The organism is Pseudomonas sp. BF-R-26 (assembly GCF_019947395.1).
In the GTDB taxonomy this organism is placed as follows: Bacteria; Pseudomonadota; Gammaproteobacteria; order Pseudomonadales; family Pseudomonadaceae; genus Aquipseudomonas; species Aquipseudomonas farris.
Window position 1 is genome coordinate 108,630 of sequence record NZ_JAGYGK010000016.1, and the last position, 16,404, is coordinate 125,033.

Here is a 16,404-nt window from a genome sequence, read left to right on the forward strand (position 1 = left end):
TAACTGATAATCTGAGGGGCATATGTCCTTCAGCTAAGAAGATAAAAGCCTACAGGAGTGTTCACCGTGAACCGCCTGCTATTGAACTGCGACATCGGCGAGAGTTTCGGTAACTGGACCATGGGTCTGGACGCCGAGGTCATGCCCTTCATCGACTGCGCCAACATCGCTTGTGGCTTCCACGCCGGCGACCCGAGCATCATGCGCAAGACCGTCAGCCTGGCTCTGGGCCACGGCGTGCAGATTGGTGCTCATCCGGCCTATCAGGATCTGGTGGGGTTCGGTCGCCGATCCATGGCTTACACCGCCCAGGAACTGCAGGACCTGTTGCATTACCAGATCGGCGCCCTCGACGGCATTTGCCGGGCTCAGGGCGGGCGGGTGAGTTACGTCAAACCCCACGGCGCGATGTACAACGACATGATGGCCAACCCGGCGCAACTGCGCGCGGTGATTCAGGCCGTGGCAGCCTATGATCGGAGCTTGCCGTTGATGCTGATGGCGACCCGCGACAACAGTGCCGCGCAGCAACTTGGCGATGAATATGGCGTGACATTGTGGTTTGAAGCCTTCGCCGATCGCGCTTACGACAGCGCAGGCAGGCTGGTTTCGCGGCAACTGCCGGGAGCCGTGCATCACGATCCCGAGAAAATCATCGAACAGGCGTTGATCATTGCTCGCGGTGACAATCTTACGGCCAGCGATGGCAGCGCCTTGCATCTGCAGGCCAACACCTTGTGCGTACACGGCGATAACGCCAGTTCGGTGGCCGCCGTGCAGCGCATTCGCGAAGCCTTGAATCAGCAGAGTGCATCATGAAACCACGGGTGGAAGTGGTGGCGCTGGATTGCCTGATGGTGCGTCTGTTCGATGAAATCAGCGAAGCCAACATGCCGTGGATGCTCGCCGCCAGCGAGCGTCTGCGAGAGGCGTTCGCCAGCCATTTGATCGATCTGGTGCCGTCCTATACGACGTTGATGGTGCATTACGATTTGATGGCGCTGAATCCGGCCCAGGCGCGGGAATTGATCGCTGAAGCCTTGATCGATCTGTCCCCCAACGCTCGCACTAGTGGTAAATGCCATGAGTTGCCGGTCTGGTATGACCTGAGTGTCGGTCCGGAACTGACGTTGCTGTCTCAGCGCAGTGGATTAACGGTGGAAGAGGTGATCCACCGCCACAGCGGTCGCGAGTACCAAGTGTTCGCGTTAGGCTTCGCGCCGGGGTTTGCCTTCATGGGATTGGTAGAGGAAATATTGGCTGCACCGCGTATGAATACTCCGCGTAAAAAAGTGGCTGCCGGCAGTGTTGGTATCGCCGAACGCCAGACGGCGGCTTATCCGGTGGTGTCCCCCGGCGGCTGGAACCTGATCGGCCGCACCCCGGCCAAATTGTTCGACCGCGAGCGCGACGGCTACAGCCTTATGCAACCGGGCGACACCGTGCGCTTCGAAGCGGTCAGCCATGCCGAGTTCATCAATCTGGGCGGTGATGACACGCCGTTGGAGGCCCTGGCATGAGCCGACTGACGATTGAAGCAAGTACACCGCTGTGCCTGTTGCAGGACGCCGGGCGATTTGGCGTGCGGCATCTGGGCGTGACCCAGGGCGGGGCGGCGGATTGGCGATCGATGTCGTGGGCCAATTGGTTGCTGGGCAATGGGCTGGATGCATCGGTGATCGAAATCACTCTCGGCGGGTTTACGGTCGTTGCCCAGGAAGATTGCGTGCTGGCGTTGGCCGGAGCGGATCTGGGGGCGCAGGTGGATGGCGAGGCATTGGCACCGTGGCGCAGTTTCAGGCTGAACAAGGGTCAGCAATTGCAATTCACTCAACCGCTGCTTGGCGCTCGGGCTTATTTGGCGGCCCCCGGCGGATTTGATGCGCCAAAGGTGTTGGGCAGTAGCGCAACGGTGCTCCGTGAGGAGCTCGGTGGGCTGGATGGCATGGGTCGGGCGTTGGCCAAAGATGCGCAGTTGAGCTATTCGGGGAGCTCGCTGTTACTGCTGCGGGCGCTGGCGCCCGAACAAGTGCCGAATTTCAAACTCAATGCGCCGCTGGACTTGGTGCTCGGTGCACAGATCGGCGAGTTCAGCGGGCAGAGTCTGTTCGATGCGTTCAACAGCGTCTGGACCCTCGACAGCCGCGCCGACCGGATGGGCATCCGCTTGCTGGGAACGGCGCTGCAGTATCAGGGCAAGCCGATGATTTCCGAAGGCATCCCGCTGGGCGCAGTCCAGGTGCCACCGGACGGGCAGCCGATTGTGCTGCTCAATGATCGGCAGACCATTGGCGGTTATCCGCGGTTGGGGGCGTTGACGCCGTTGGCATTGGCGCGATTGGCGCAGTGTCTGCCGGGGGCGAAGGTGCGGTTGAAGCCGGTGGTGCAGGACGTCGCGCATCGGGAACACGTTGAGTATTTTCGGCGGTTTTAACTGTGGCGAGGGGGCTTGCCCCCGTTCGGCTGCGCAGCAGTCGTAAAACCATGCATGCGGTGTATCTGATACATCGCGATTGCAGATTTTGGGGTCGCTTCGCAACCCAACGGGGGCAAGCCCCCTCGCCACAGGTGCTACGCCTTATTTGGACAAAAACCGCATCCCTTCCTCCAACCCCCGCAACGTCAGCGGATACATCTGGTCATCAATCAAATCCCGCACGATATTGGTCGACGAGGTATAGCCCCAGGTGTCTTTCGGGTACGGGTTGATCCAGATGAGCTTCTTGTACTTTTCCTTGAAGCGCTGCATCCACACGTAACCGGCTTCTTCGTTCCAGTGCTCGACGCTGCCGCCAGCCTGGGTGATTTCATAGGGCGCCATGGCGGCGTCGCCGATGAAGATCACTTTGTAGTCGGCGCCGTACTTGTGCAGCAAGTCCTGGGTGGCGGTGCGTTCGGAGCTCCGGCGCATGTTGTTCTTCCACACCGATTCATAAATGAAGTTGTGAAAGTAGAAGTACTCCAGATGCTTGAACTCGGTCTTGCAGGCCGAGAACAGTTCTTCGCAGATCTTCACGTGGGCGTCCATCGAGCCGCCGATGTCGAACAGCAGCAACAACTTGACGGTGTTGCGGCGCTCCGGACGCATCTGGATGTTCAGCAGCCCGGCATCGCGAGCGGTATGGTCGATGGTGCCGTCGATGTCGAGTTCTTCCGCCGCGCCTTGACGAGCGAATTTACGCAGGCGACGCAGGGCGACCTTGATGTTGCGTGTGCCCAGTTCGACCGAATCGTCGAGGTTCTTGTACTCGCGCTGATCCCAGACTTTGACCGCTTTGCCTTGGCGCTTGCCGGCATCGCCGACCCGAATGCCTTCGGGGTTGAAGCCACCGGAGCCAAACGGGCTGGTGCCGCCGGTGCCGATCCACTTGTTGCCGCCGGCATGGCGTTCTTTCTGTTCTTCCAGGCGCTTCTTGAACTCTTCGATCAGCTTGTCCAGCCCACCGAGTGACTGGATCGCGGCCCGCTCTTCATCGGTCAGGGAACGCTCGAATTCCTTGCGCAGCCAGTCTTCTGGAATCAATGCCTGAAGGTGATCGTCGAGCTTTTCCAGGCCATTGAAGTAGGCACCGAACGCCCGGTCGAACTTGTCGAAATGCTTTTCGTCCTTCACCAGAATCGCCCGCGACAAGTAATAGAACTCGTCCATGTCGGCGAAGGTCACGCGCTGTTTCAGCGCGTTGATCAGGTCCAGCAGCTCACGCACCGAGACCGGCACCTTGGCTGCACGCATTTCATTGAACAGGTTGAGCAGCATGGCGATCGCCTCTCTCTATCGGGGCTTAGCGAGAGCCGCGACGGCTCATGAACGCCAGGCGCTCAAGCAATTGCACGTCTTGTTCATTCTTCACCAGGGCGCCTGCCAGTGGCGGAATGGCCTTGGTCGGATCGCGCTCGCGCAGCACCGCTTCGCCGATATTGTCGGCCATCAACAACTTCAGCCAGTCCACCAGTTCGGAGGTCGATGGCTTCTTCTTCAGGCCCGGCACTTTGCGCACATCGAAGAACACGTCCAACGCTTCGCTGACCAGGTCTTTCTTGATGTTCGGGTAGTGCACGTCGACGATCCGTTGCATCGTGACGCGATCCGGGAAGGCGATGTAGTGAAAGAAGCAGCGGCGCAGGAAGGCGTCCGGCAGCTCTTTCTCGTTGTTGGAGGTAATGATGATGATCGGGCGCTTCTTGGCCTTGATGGTCTCGTCGATCTCGTAAACGTAGAACTCCATCTTGTCGAGTTCTTGCAGCAGGTCGTTAGGAAACTCGATGTCGGCCTTGTCGATTTCGTCGATCAGCAGAATCACCCGCTCTTCGGACTCGAAAGCTTCCCAGAGCTTGCCCTTTTTCAGGTAGTTGCGAACGTCGTGGACCTTCTCCGTACCCAGCTGCGAGTCCCGCAGGCGACTGACCGCGTCGTACTCGTACAAACCTTGATGTGCCTTGGTGGTGGACTTGATGTGCCAGGTAATCAACTTGGCGCCGAAGGACTCGGCCAGTTGCTCGGCGAGCATGGTTTTGCCGGTGCCTGGCTCGCCCTTGACCAGCAGTGGCCGCTCCAGGGTGATGGCGGCGTTGACCGCCAGCTTCAGGTCATCGGTGGCGACGTAGGCCTGGGTGCCTTCGAACTTCATCTGCTAATCCTCGAACGGTAACGCCGACCTGAACGAGGCAGGGCGGGGCGCGATAAATTGTCAGGCTCGACTATAACGCGCTGCCCGGTCGACTGTGAACGCAGACGACTTATTCAGTCTCTGAATGGGGCGTCACATCTTGACTCAGTCCGTATCCGGCTTGGGTCGTTCGTACTGGGCATTGAATGCCTGGATGAAACCATTACGCAAAATCTGCAAAAAAGCCTCGAATGCGCTGATATCTCGCTGATGCACGCTGCCTTTGAGCTGGACGCGAGTGGCGAACTGGTTTTTCGGTTGATTCTTCAACACATTCTCGGTGCCACCGACGAGTGCTTCCCAGATGGAGCGAAAAATCCCTTTGTCTTTGTTCTCCACGTCCTGTTGCCAATTGAATACATCGACGTCCCGCAATAGCGGCTTGATGTAGCCAGTGAGTTGGCCCTTGTTGGCTTCGGCTTCAATGACCACGTCACCATGGCCGGAATTGAAGTCGAACTTGCCGTAAGCCGAGGCGAAGTCGTTCATACGTTTGAGTTCAAGGTTCTTGGCGCGCAGGCGGAATTCGAAGTCTTCGAAATTGCTAAATGGATCAAAGGTCGCCAGGGTTTCCAGCGGTGCATGCCCCAGCAACAGCGCTTTGCCGTCGAAACGGGCGTCGCGCTTGCCTTTGGTGTCGACTACGTTGGTCAGGTTGTAAATGCTGGCGTTAACCTGGGTGGCATTCATGTTCACCGGCGGTTTTGAATTGAAGTTTCGAAAGGTGACCCGCCCATCGTTGATCCGCACTTCGTTCAGGGTTATCGGCAGCAATTTTTCCAATTGTGCCCGCCAGTCGGTGCCCTGACCGGTCTGGGAGTTTTTCTTGGTGGCACCGTCGACGAAATTCACCTCGGGTTTGTCGAACTGCGCCTCGGCCACCACGGCATGGTCGTACCAGAGCGAGTGCCAGCTGACGGAGAGGTCAATCAAGGGGGCGTTGACGAAAGGTACGGGGACCTTGCCATTGACCTTGACGATTTTCAGTCCGTTGATTTTGTAAGCACCGCGCCACAGGGCCAGGTCTACATCGGTAATCTGCCCGCTGTAGTCACCCATGTCCGCCAGTTTCTCGTTGAGGTAATCGCGCACCATGTAGGGCAGGGCAATGTGCAGGGCAACCAGCAGCACAACAAGGCCGGCGAGGGTCCACAGGGGCCAACTGTATCGACGCTTCATGGCGGCAAATCTCTGGCGGTATAAAGCGATTGACTGCGGGGCTAAGCGGACGTTCGACTGACTGGACGACCACGGGTAACAGGCATACCTTGGACAGCTAATTCAACGCTGTATAAGGACCCAGCCATGAGCCGTATTTATGCTGACAACGCCCATTCCATTGGCAATACGCCGCTGGTGCAAATCAACCGTATCGCCCCGCGCGGTGTCACCATCCTGGCCAAGATCGAAGGGCGCAATCCTGGTTATTCGGTCAAGTGCCGGATCGGCGCGAACATGATCTGGGAGGCCGAAAGCAGCGGTAAACTCAAGCCCGGCATGACCATCATCGAACCGACTTCGGGCAATACCGGCATCGGCCTGGCGTTCGTTGCCGCCGCCCGCGGGTACCGGCTGGTACTGACCATGCCCGCATCCATGAGCATCGAACGACGCAAGGTGCTCAAAGCCCTTGGCGCCGAACTGGTGTTGACGGAACCGGCCAAAGGCATGAAAGGCGCAATCGAGAAGGCTGCCGAAATCCTCGCCAGTGATCCATCGACCTACTTCATGCCTGCGCAATTCGAAAACCCGGCCAACCCGGCCATCCACGAAAAAACCACCGGGCCGGAAATCTGGAACGACACCGACGGCGCAGTCGACGTCTTGGTGGCGGGTGTCGGAACAGGTGGAACCATTACCGGGGTTTCGCGGTATATCAAGAATACCCAGGGCAAGCCGATAATCTCGGTGGCGGTGGAGCCAGTATTGTCGCCAGTCATCACTCAGGCGAGGGCTGGGGATGAGATCAAGCCCCTTGCCCCCCACAAAATCCAGGGCATCGGCGCTGGTTTTGTACCGAAGAACCTGGATCTGTCGATGGTCGATCGGGTGGAGCTGGTCAGCGACGATGAGTCCAAGGCGATGGCCCTGCGGCTGATGCAGGAAGAAGGGATTTTGAGCGGTATCTCGTGCGGCGCCGCCATGGCGGTGGCTGTGCGACTGGCTGAAACCCCGGAAATGCAGGGCAAGACCATCGTGGTGATCCTGCCCGACTCTGGCGAACGCTACCTGTCGAGCATGCTGTTCAGTGATCTGTTTACCGAACAGGAGAATCAGCAGTAAGAGCTACCGAAGGTTCGGTCCGCGTTCGGACGATCTTTTGATCTTGTTTTTGATTCTCGTGTGAAAGGGGGGTGATTCAGGTCAGCCCCCGTTCAGGAACCTTGTGTTAATAAGGGTTTATTGCGTAATCCTTAACACTGAATGTTGAGTTATGCGGGTTTTTCCCGAGGCCGGTAGTGTTTATCATGGCCGATTGCCACGTCGGGTAAATGGCGTTGTGCAAAGTTACCTACTATCAAGGAGTTGTAGATGAGCTTTTCCTTTGTCGCGAAGGCTTCGGTGTTGTTGCTGTTCCTCGGCAGCACGCTCTATGTGCACTTGCGTGGCAAGGCGCGTTTGCCGGTCCTGCGCCAGTTCGTCAACCACTCGGCTCTGTTTGCACCTTATAACGCCCTGATGTACCTGTTCTCCGGCGTGCCATCCAAACCCTACCTGGACCGCAGCAAGTTCCCCGAACTGGATGTGCTCAGGGACAACTGGGAAGTTATCCGCGACGAAGCCATACACTTGTTCGACGAGGGTTACATTCGCGCCGCCGAAAAGAACACCGACGCCGGTTTTGGTTCGTTCTTCAAGAAGGGCTGGAAGCGTTTCTACCTCAAGTGGTACGACAAACCGCTGCCATCGGCCGAAGCCTTGTGCCCGAAAACCGTGGCGTTGGTCAGCAGTATTCCCAACGTCAAAGGCGCCATGTTCGCGCTGCTACCGGGTGGCAGTCACCTCAATCCGCATCGCGACCCGTTCGCCGGTTCCCTGCGTTATCACCTGGGGCTGTCGACACCGAACTCCGATCATTGCCGCATCTTCGTCGACGGTCAGGTTTATGCCTGGCGTGATGGGGAAGATGTGATGTTCGATGAAACCTACGTGCACTGGGTCAAGAATGAAACCGAGCAAACCCGGGTCATCCTGTTCTGCGATATCGAGCGACCGCTGAGCAATCGCCTCATGACCCGCATCAACCGCTCGATCAGCGGCTTTCTGGGGCGCGCCACTGCACCCCAGAACCTTGATGATGAACGCGTTGGCGGGATCAACCAGGCCTACGCCTGGAGCAAGAACTTCAGCGACAAATTCAGCGGTATGGTCAAACAGTGGAAGCGTCGTAACCCCAAGGCCTACCGTGTACTGCGGCCGGTGCTGGCCGTGGTGGTGTTGACGTTGTTGGGGTATTGGTTGTTTGGTTGAGGCCTCAGGCCTATTCCCCGGGTTCTTTCGTCAAGTCATTGCAATCCCTGTCGAGCGCTGGTTATAGTCGGCCCTCTGTGGTTTCCTGAACCACTCTTTCACTCATCAAAAAAGATCAGCCCATGCCAGCTTCCCCCATCAACGCGGTAGTCGATTCAGCGGTCAACGCTGGCGTCGTGCCGTGCGGGAATCAGCAGCCTGCGCAGATCAGTCATTACCCCCCACCTGTCAGTAACACGCCGGTGTGCGCAGTCGTATCACCGCCAGGCGTTGGCTTCTCGGGCTGATCAGCTTTTTTCTGCTGTTCCCGTGCCCATCTGAAAAGCGCCTGAAAAAACTACTGAATTTCAGCTTCGGCTGAGTTGGCTTTTTGCCTGACTACAGGTGGTATTCATGTTTGTCCTTTCGAAAAAATCCGCGCTCGCGGCGGCGTCCACGAGCCTGTTCGTTTTGCTGTGGAGCAGCGGCGCGATCTTCTCCAAATGGGGCCTGGCCCACGCATCACCCTTCGCTTTTTTGCTGATTCGTTTCGCCATTGCCTTGTGCGGGCTGGTGCTGTTGATGCCGTTGCTCAAGCTGAAACTACCCAAGGGCGGCAAGCCGATGTTGTATGCGATGGCCACGGGCGTGGTGTTGCTGGGGGCTTATCAGATTTTCTATCTGCTGGCCCTGGACCTGAAGGTCACTCCCGGCATGATGGCAACCATCATGGGCGTTCAACCGATTCTCACCGTAGTGATCATGGAGCGGCACCGATCAATAAGCCGGATGTTCGGTCTGGCGCTAGGCCTGGCCGGGTTGATCATGGTGGTTTACCAGGGCATCGGACTGGCCGGCATGTCGTTGGCCGGGATGCTCTTCGGTCTGTTGGCGCTGGCGAGCATGACCTTCGGCTCGATCATGCAGAAACGCATCACCGATAATCCCCTCGGCACGCTGCCGGTGCAGTATCTGGCGGGATTGTTGCTCTGCGGGATCTTCGTACCGTTCCAGCCGTTTCATGTTGAACACAGCACAGGGTTCATCGTGCCGGTGTTGTGGATGGGGTTGGTGGTATCAGTGCTGGCGACGCTGCTGCTGTATCGGCTGATTGCACGAGGCAATCTGGTAAATGTCACTAGCCTGTTTTACCTGGTGCCGGCAGTAACGGCGGTCATGGACTACCTGATTTTTGGCAACCGTCTGGCGGCATTGAGCATGCTCGGCATGCTGCTGATCATCATTGGTCTGATGTTCGTCTTCCGCAAAACTGCTTGAAACAAAACAAGCCCGGAACATTGCTCCGGGCACCGTTCCCACATTGGATCTTCGTCGTGACACCGATCCATTGTGGGAGCGAGCTTGCTCGCGATGGCATTGTCAGCAGCACTACCGAGCAGCCACCTCAGCCGTCTTCACCACCGCCGGCTTCAACACCAACCACAACGCCACCGCTATCAACACCCCGCCATAAAGATGTGCCATCGACAACGGCTCATCCAGCAGCAGCGCCCCCCACAACACCCCGAACGGCGGGATCATGAAGGTCACGGTCATGGATTTCACCGGGCCAACCGAAGTCAGTAAACGGAAGTAAATAATGTAGGCAAAGGCCGTGCACACCAAACCCAACCCCAGCAACGACAACCAGACATTCCAGCCGCCCCAGCTCGCCGGCGGCTGGCTGATCACGCTGTAGCCAAACAGCGGCAGCAACAACAACGTCGCGCCGAGCATGCTGCCCAGCGCCGAAAGGCGACTGTCGAGGCCGCCGGCATGGTCGAGCCAGCGCCGGGCGAGGAACCCGGCAAAGCCGTAGCAGGTGGTGGCCATCAGGCACGCGAGTGCGCCCATCAGCAGTTCCAGGTTGAACGCCACCGGCCCGGCCCGGGTGAGGATGCCGACGCCGAACAGGCCGAGAAATACCCCGCCCAACTTGGCGGCGGTGAGTTTTTCATGGAAGAACAGCCCACCGATCAATACCCCCATCAAAGGCGTGGTGGCGTTGAAAATCGCCGAGTAACCGGCCGGCAGCACTTGGGCGGCCACGGAATAGAGGGTTGCCGGGATCCCTGAGTTGATCATCCCGAGCAGCATCACCGTCTTGAGCTTGCCTTTGAAATCCCAGTTGATGCGCATCAGCCCAAGGATCACCAGCAGCCCGACGGCGGCAATCGACACGCGAAAAAAAGCAGTGGGGATTGTGCCAATCACTGGGGCAATAACGCGCATGAACAGAAAGCTCGCACCCCAAATGGCGGCAAGCGACAACATACGCAGGATATCGACGGGGTTCACAGCACTTTCCTTCCTTGATTGGCGCGCAAGTGTCGCGCCAGTCAGGGCACAAGGCAATGGTTGCGTTGCGTCACACAGGGCCACTAAGCTCAGGCTCCAACGACAAGAACAGCCGCCGAGGTTTTACCTATGCCGCAGCAATGGCCAGCCGCCGACATCGCCCGAATGATCCTCGATGGCTTTGACGATTACCGCGAGCATTTCCGTCAGATCACCGACGGCGCTCGAGCCCGTTTCGAGCAGGCCCAATGGCAAGAGACGCAAGTTGCGTCGGCGGCGCGAATCAACCTCTACGAAGAAAAGGTCGGCGAAACGGTAGGGCGCTTGCATGCGTCGTTCGAGACCGATGTGCTGATGGACGTCAGCAACTGGCCGCTGGTCAAAAGCGCTTACATCAGCCTGATCGACCTGCGCTTCGACGATGAACTGTCCGAGACCTGGTACAACTCGATTTTCTGCGGGCTGTTCAGCCATGACCTGATCAGCGACGGCTGCATGTTCATCCACACCACGCGGCCGAGCCTGCGCCGCGCCCGGGCCGCGCAAACCCGCACCTACAAGCCGCAGGGGCAGTTGGCCGGCATGCTCACGAGCATCTTTGCCGACTACCGCTTCAGCGAAGATTACGCCGATCTGGCCGGCGACCTGCGCCGCCTCGAAGCGCAGTTGCGCGAGAACCTGCCGGATTGGGTCTGCAAGGACCCGGAGCTGAGCGTCGAGCTGTTTTCCTCGGTGCTTTACCGCAACAAGGGCGCCTATCTGGTGGGGCGCATTTACACCCAGGACGAGCAGTGGCCGCTGGTGATTCCGCTGCTGCACCGCGAAGGCCGGGGCATCCAGATCGATGCGCTGATCACCGACGAGGCGGAGGTGTCGATCATCTTCTCCTTCACCCGATCGTACTTCATGGTCGATGTGCCGGTGCCGGCGGAATTCATCGGCTTTCTCAAACGCATCCTGCCGGGCAAGCATATTGCCGAGCTGTACACATCGATCGGTTTCTACAAGCATGGCAAGTCCGAGTTTTACCGGGCGCTGATCAATCACCTGGCCAACACCGACGATCAGTTCATCATGGCCCCCGGCGTGCGCGGCATGGTCATGAGCGTGTTTACCCTGCCGGGCTTCAACACCGTCTTCAAGATCATCAAGGACCGCTTCTCACCGTCGAAAAACGTCGACCGCGCTACGGTGATCGAAAAGTATCGCCTGGTGAAAAGCGTCGACCGGGTCGGGCGCATGGCTGATACCCAGGAGTTCGCCGACTTCCGATTCCCGTTGAGCAAGTTCGAGCCAGCATGCCTGGAAGAGTTGCTCGAAGTGGCCGCGTCCACGGTATCCCTGGAAGGTGACACGGTACTGATTCGCCACTGCTGGACCGAACGCCGGATGACACCGTTGAACCTTTATCTGGAACACGCCAACGATGCGCAGGTTCGCGAGGCGCTGGAGGATTACGGCCTGGCGATCAAGCAACTGGCGGCGGCGAACATTTTTCCCGGTGACATGTTGCTGAAGAATTTTGGCGTCACCCGTCACGGTCGGGTGGTGTTTTATGACTACGACGAGATCTGCTTCCTGACTGAAGCCAACTTCCGCCACATCCCGCAACCGCGTACACCGGAAGACGAAATGGCCTCCGAACCGTGGTACTCGATCGGGCCACTGGATGTATTCCCCGAGGAGTTTCCACCGTTTTTGTTTGCTGATTCGGGGCAACGAAAGTTGTTCGATCAGTTGCACGGTGAGTTGTACAACGCTGATTACTGGAAGAGTTTGCAGGAGGCTATTCGGGCGGGGAAGGTGATTGATGTGTTTCCGTATCGGCGCAAGGGCCTCGATAACGAATAACACCACCCCCTCTGGTAGGAACTGTGTAGGAGCTGTCGAGTGAAACGGGGCTGCGATCTTTTGATCTTGTCTTTAAAAATCAAAATCAAAAGATCGCAGCCTCGTTTCACTCGACAGCTCCTACACAGCCCCACACAGCTCTTACAGTAGAACCACCCGCAATCCCTGCCAAATCTGCGACAATCCGCCCCCTGCGCCACTAGACGACTTTTGCGTACCTGATGACTGACGAATCGCCTTCAATCGACAAACTGCTGAAAAACCTCGATCACGCCATGCTCGCCGACCGCCACCGGCTGCGGCGGCAGTTGCTTGAGCTGCGCAAGAAACCTGACGAGGCCAAACTGGCCCAGTGGGTGACGCGCACGCAGACGTCTTGTGATCAGGTGTTGGCGCGGCGCGCCAGCCTGCCGGTGATTCGTTACGACGACAGCCTGCCGATCGCCGCCAAGCGCGACGAAATCAAAGAGGCGCTGCTCAAGCATCAGGTGCTGATCATTGCCGGCGAAACCGGGTCGGGTAAAACCACCCAGTTGCCGAAGATCTGCCTGGAAATCGGTCGCGGCCAGCACGGCCTGATCGGCCACACCCAGCCCCGTCGAATCGCCGCCCGCAGCGTAGCGAGCCGGGTTGCTGAAGAATTGGCGACGCCGTTGGGCGCGCTGGTCGGTTATCAGGTGCGGTTCGAGGATCAGAGCGATTCCAACACCCTGATCAAACTGATGACCGACGGCATCCTGCTGGCGGAAACCCAGAACGACCGCTACCTCGAGCGCTACGACACGATCATCGTCGACGAAGCCCACGAACGCAGCCTGAACATCGACTTCCTGCTCGGTTACCTGAAAACCCTGCTGCCGCGTCGTCCGGATCTGAAAGTCATCATCACTTCGGCGACCATCGACCTGGAGCGTTTTTCCAAGCATTTCGACGATGCGCCGATTGTCGAAGTCTCCGGCCGTACCTTCCCGGTGGAAACCTGGTATCGCCCGCTGACCCTGGAGCAGGACGAGGAGGGCAACCGTGTCGAGGATGACTTGACCGTGGACCAGGCGATCCTCGCTACCCTCGACGAAATTGCCGCGTTCGAACGCAGCGAGCGCAAGAGCCCAGGCGACGTGTTGGTGTTCCTGCCGGGCGAGCGTGAGATTCGCGACGCCGCCGACATGCTGCGCAAGGCCCAGCTCAAACACACCGAAATTCTGCCGTTGTACGCGCGACTGTCGCCGGCCGAGCAGCAGCGGATTTTCCAGTCGCACCCTGGGCGTCGCGTGGTACTGGCGACCAACGTCGCCGAAACCTCGCTGACGGTGCCAGGCATTCGTTATGTGATCGACAGCGGCACCGCGCGCATCAGCCGCTACAGCTACCGCGCCAAGGTTCAGCGCCTGCCCATCGAAGCGATTTCCCAGGCCAGCGCCAACCAGCGTAAAGGCCGTTGCGGGCGGGTCGAGCCGGGCATTTGCATCCGCCTCTACAGCGAAGAAGATTTCATCGGTCGGCCGGAATTCACCGACCCGGAAATCCTCCGTACCAACCTCGCAGCAGTCATTCTGCAGATGCTTCATCTGCGCCTCGGCGAGATCACCGATTTCCCGTTTATCGAGCCGCCTGACGGCAAAGCCATCAGCGACGGTTTCAACCTGCTGCAAGAACTCTCGGCGGTGGACCGCAACAGTCAGCTGACGCCGCTCGGTCGCCAACTGGCGCGGCTGCCGGTGGACCCGCGCATGGGCCGCATGCTGCTGGAAGCGGCGAAACTTGGCAGCTTGCAGGAAGTGCTGATCGTCGCCAGTGCCATGTCGATTCAGGACCCGCGCGAACGTCCGCCGGAGCGTCAGCAAGCCGCCGATCAGGCTCACGCGCAGTGGAAAGACGTGGACTCGGACTTCGCCGGGCTGGTTAATCTGTGGCGTGGTTTTGAAGAACAACGTCAGGCCCTGACGGCCAGTCCGCTGCGCAACTGGTGCCGCAAGAATTTTCTGAATTACCTGCGCCTGCGCGAGTGGCGTGACTCCCATCGTCAGTTGAGCCTGATCTGCCGCGACATGCAGTTGAGCCTCAACAAAGAGCCGGCGGATTACCCGAAACTGCACAAAGCCGTGCTCTCCGGATTGCTCAGCCAGATCGGCCAGAAAACCGAAGACGGCGATTACCTCGGTGCTCGTCAGCGGCGCTTCTGGATTCACCCGTCATCCGGCCTGGGCAAGAAGCGTCCGCAATGGCTGATGACCGCCGAACTGGTGGAAACCACCAAGCTTTACGCACGGATGGTCGCCAAGATCGACGCTGACTGGATCGAGCCGCTGGCCGGGCACCTGATCAAGAAAAACCACTTCGAACCCCATTGGGAGAAGAAGCGCGGTCAGGTCGTGGCCTTCGAGCAAATCACCCTCTTCGGGCTGATTGTGGTCGGGCGCCGGCCGGTGCATTACGGGCCGATCGATCCGGTGGTGTCTCGCGAATTTTTTATTCGCGAAGGTCTGGTGCGTGGCGAGATTCAATCCAAAGCCAAGTGTTTGTCCGCCAATGCACAGTTGTTGGAACAGCTCGACGAACTGGAAGCCAAGGCGCGCCGCCGCGACATCCTCGCCGATGAAGAAACCTTGTTCGCCTTCTACGATGCGCGACTGCCAGCAGAGATTCACCAGACCGCGACTTTCGATAGCTGGTACCGGGTCAACAGTCAGAAAGACCCACAGCTGCTGATCATGCGCGAAGAAGACGTGCTGGCCCGCGAAGCCAGCGAAGTCACCGCCGCGCATTACCCGGACACCCTGCACATCGGCGATCTGGAACTGGCGCTGAGTTATCACTTCGAGCCCAACCATCCGCGTGATGGCGTGACCTTGCGCGTGCCGGCGCCGCTGTTGCCGATGCTGCCGCCGGAACGTCTGGAATGGCTGGTGCCGGGGGTGATCGAGGCCAAGTGCATTGCGCTGGTGCGCAACCTGCCCAAGGCCCTGCGCAAGAATTTCGTGCCGGTGCCGGACTTCGTCAAAGCCGCGTTGCAGCGCATCACGTTTGCCGAGGGCTCGTTGCCTTTGGCGCTGGGCCGCGAGTTGCTGCGCATGACCGGCGCGCGGGTCAGCGATGAGGCGTGGGCCGAAGCCTCGCAGCAGGTCGAAAGCCATTTGCGGATGAACCTGGAAATCGTCGATGGTCAGGGCAAGTTCCTCGGTGAAGGCCGTGACTTGGCCGAGCTGACCGCACGCTTTGCCGAGGCCAGTCAGGCTGCGTTGGCGGTGCCGCAAACGGCGAAGAGCCAACAACCGGTGGAGCCGAAAGTCTTTGCTGCCGTGGCTGAGAAAACCCAGCAGAAAATCGCCGGGCTATCGATGACGGTGTATCCGGCGCTAGTGGAAGAGGGCGGTACGGTCAAGGAAGGTCGATTCTCGACCCCGGCCGAAGCCGAGTTCCAGCATCGCCGGGCCTTGCAGCGTTTGCTGATGCAGCAACTGGCGGAACCGGCGAAGTTCCTGCGCGGCAAGTTGCCGGGGCTGACCGAGTTGGGCCTGATGTACCGTGACATGGGGCGTGTCGACAGCCTGGTGGAAGACATTCTGCTGGCCAGTCTCGACAGCTGCATTCTCGACGGCGAAGACCCATTGCCACGCGATGGCGCCGGGCTGGCGTCGCTGGCCGAGCGTAAACGCGGTGGCTGGACCGAGCACGCCGAACGGTTGGCCAAGCTGACGCTGGAGATTCTCAAACTGTGGCACGGCCTGCAAAAACGCTTCAAGGGCAAGATCGACCTGGCGCAAGCCGTGGCTTTGAACGACATCAAGCAGCAGCTCAGCCATCTGGTGTATCCGGGGTTCGTGCGTGAAACGCCGATGCCGTGGCTCAAGGAACTGCCGCGTTACCTCAAGGCTGTCGAGCAACGTTTCGAAAAACTCGGCGCTCAAGTGCAGAAGGACCGGGTCTGGAGCGGCGAATTGTCCGGCCTCTGGGCTCAATACCAGACCCGCGCCAACAAACACGCCCAGGAAGGCAAGCGCGATCCGCAGCTGGAACTCTATCGCTGGTGGCTGGAGGAATACCGGGTCTCGCTGTTCGCGCAGCAATTGGGAACCAAGGTACCGATCTCCGACAAGCGCCTGAACAAGCAATGGACACAAGTCGAGCCCTAAACCCT

At 59.0% G+C, this 16,404-nt stretch carries 12 protein-coding genes; 8 read left to right on the plus strand and 4 right to left on the minus strand.

The genetic code is table 11. From position 1 onward, the window contains the following. Nucleotides 1-66: 66 nt before the first annotated feature. Genes KGB18_RS23380 through KGB18_RS23390 form a run of 3 tightly spaced genes read left to right on the plus strand, consistent with a single transcriptional unit; the run spans nucleotide 67 to nucleotide 2,434 of the window. Entirely contained in the window at nucleotides 67-819 is a 753-nt protein-coding gene (locus KGB18_RS23380; protein WP_052966466.1) for a 5-oxoprolinase subunit PxpA, read from the plus strand. After that, complete coding sequence (pxpB, locus tag KGB18_RS23385; RefSeq protein WP_223570533.1) at nucleotides 816-1,520, plus strand: 5-oxoprolinase subunit PxpB; 705 nt, start codon at nucleotides 816-818, stop codon at nucleotides 1,518-1,520. The genes KGB18_RS23380 and pxpB overlap by 4 nt, the downstream gene beginning before the upstream one ends. Next, entirely contained in the window at nucleotides 1,517-2,434 is a 918-nt protein-coding gene (locus KGB18_RS23390; RefSeq protein WP_223570534.1) for a biotin-dependent carboxyltransferase family protein, read from the plus strand. The genes pxpB and KGB18_RS23390 overlap by 4 nt, the downstream gene beginning before the upstream one ends. A gap of 144 nt (nucleotides 2,435-2,578) precedes the next feature. Here KGB18_RS23390 and KGB18_RS23395 read toward each other — a convergent pair whose 3' ends face one another. From KGB18_RS23395 to KGB18_RS23405, 3 genes are all read right to left on the minus strand, one after another. Then, nucleotides 2,579-3,757: a vWA domain-containing protein gene (locus KGB18_RS23395; protein WP_123360386.1), complete on the minus strand. Its 1,179-nt coding sequence runs from the start codon at nucleotides 3,755-3,757 to the stop codon at nucleotides 2,579-2,581. A gap of 25 nt (nucleotides 3,758-3,782) precedes the next feature. Beyond that, a complete protein-coding gene (locus KGB18_RS23400) occupies nucleotides 3,783-4,628 on the minus strand; it encodes an AAA family ATPase (protein ID WP_038979370.1) in 846 nt (281 codons plus the stop codon). A gap of 144 nt (nucleotides 4,629-4,772) precedes the next feature. Continuing rightward, nucleotides 4,773-5,846 (minus strand): DUF748 domain-containing protein, encoded by a 1,074-nt coding sequence (locus KGB18_RS23405; RefSeq protein WP_123721912.1) that lies wholly within the window; start codon nucleotides 5,844-5,846, stop codon nucleotides 4,773-4,775. 126 nt (nucleotides 5,847-5,972) lie between these two features. Here KGB18_RS23405 and cysK point away from each other — a divergent pair, with 126 nt between their 5' ends. The 3 genes from cysK to KGB18_RS23420 all read left to right on the plus strand — a co-directional run bounded on the left by cysK (nucleotide 5,973) and on the right by KGB18_RS23420 (nucleotide 9,395). After that, nucleotides 5,973-6,950 (plus strand): cysteine synthase A, encoded by a 978-nt coding sequence (gene cysK, locus KGB18_RS23410; protein ID WP_123721911.1) that lies wholly within the window; start codon nucleotides 5,973-5,975, stop codon nucleotides 6,948-6,950. 249 nt (nucleotides 6,951-7,199) lie between these two features. After that, on the plus strand, nucleotides 7,200-8,138 hold the full coding sequence (locus KGB18_RS23415) for an aspartyl/asparaginyl beta-hydroxylase domain-containing protein (protein ID WP_123721910.1): 939 nt from the start codon (nucleotides 7,200-7,202) through the stop codon (nucleotides 8,136-8,138). A gap of 393 nt (nucleotides 8,139-8,531) precedes the next feature. Then, entirely contained in the window at nucleotides 8,532-9,395 is an 864-nt protein-coding gene (locus tag KGB18_RS23420) for a DMT family transporter (protein WP_201059732.1), read from the plus strand. Between the two features lie 111 nt (nucleotides 9,396-9,506). On the opposite strand, the gene KGB18_RS23425 is transcribed toward KGB18_RS23420, so the two are convergent. Then, complete coding sequence (locus tag KGB18_RS23425; RefSeq protein ID WP_223570535.1) at nucleotides 9,507-10,415, minus strand: DMT family transporter; 909 nt, start codon at nucleotides 10,413-10,415, stop codon at nucleotides 9,507-9,509. 129 nt (nucleotides 10,416-10,544) lie between these two features. Here KGB18_RS23425 and aceK point away from each other — a divergent pair, with 129 nt between their 5' ends. After that, a complete protein-coding gene (gene aceK, locus KGB18_RS23430; RefSeq protein ID WP_123721907.1) occupies nucleotides 10,545-12,266 on the plus strand; it encodes a bifunctional isocitrate dehydrogenase kinase/phosphatase in 1,722 nt (573 codons plus the stop codon). Between the two features lie 221 nt (nucleotides 12,267-12,487). Next, complete coding sequence (gene hrpA / locus KGB18_RS23435) at nucleotides 12,488-16,399, plus strand: ATP-dependent RNA helicase HrpA (protein ID WP_223570536.1); 3,912 nt, start codon at nucleotides 12,488-12,490, stop codon at nucleotides 16,397-16,399. The last annotated feature ends 5 nt before the right edge of the window (nucleotides 16,400-16,404 follow it).

Bases quoted from the DNA above. Each gene is read 5' to 3' on its own strand.
- pxpB (WP_223570533.1), top strand. From the start codon at position 816: ATGAAACCACGGGTGGAAGTGGTGGCGCTGGATTGCCTGATGGTGCGT.
- KGB18_RS23390 (WP_223570534.1), top strand. From the start codon at position 1,517: ATGAGCCGACTGACGATTGAAGCAAGTACACCGCTGTGCCTGTTGCAG.
- KGB18_RS23395 (WP_123360386.1), bottom strand. From the start codon at position 3,757: ATGCTGCTCAACCTGTTCAATGAAATGCGTGCAGCCAAGGTGCCGGTC.
- KGB18_RS23400 (WP_038979370.1), bottom strand. From the start codon at position 4,628: ATGAAGTTCGAAGGCACCCAGGCCTACGTCGCCACCGATGACCTGAAG.
- KGB18_RS23405 (WP_123721912.1), bottom strand. From the start codon at position 5,846: ATGAAGCGTCGATACAGTTGGCCCCTGTGGACCCTCGCCGGCCTTGTT.
- cysK (WP_123721911.1), top strand. From the start codon at position 5,973: ATGAGCCGTATTTATGCTGACAACGCCCATTCCATTGGCAATACGCCG.
- KGB18_RS23415 (WP_123721910.1), top strand. From the start codon at position 7,200: ATGAGCTTTTCCTTTGTCGCGAAGGCTTCGGTGTTGTTGCTGTTCCTC.
- KGB18_RS23420 (WP_201059732.1), top strand. From the start codon at position 8,532: ATGTTTGTCCTTTCGAAAAAATCCGCGCTCGCGGCGGCGTCCACGAGC.
- aceK (WP_123721907.1), top strand. From the start codon at position 10,545: ATGCCGCAGCAATGGCCAGCCGCCGACATCGCCCGAATGATCCTCGAT.
- hrpA (WP_223570536.1), top strand. From the start codon at position 12,488: ATGACTGACGAATCGCCTTCAATCGACAAACTGCTGAAAAACCTCGAT.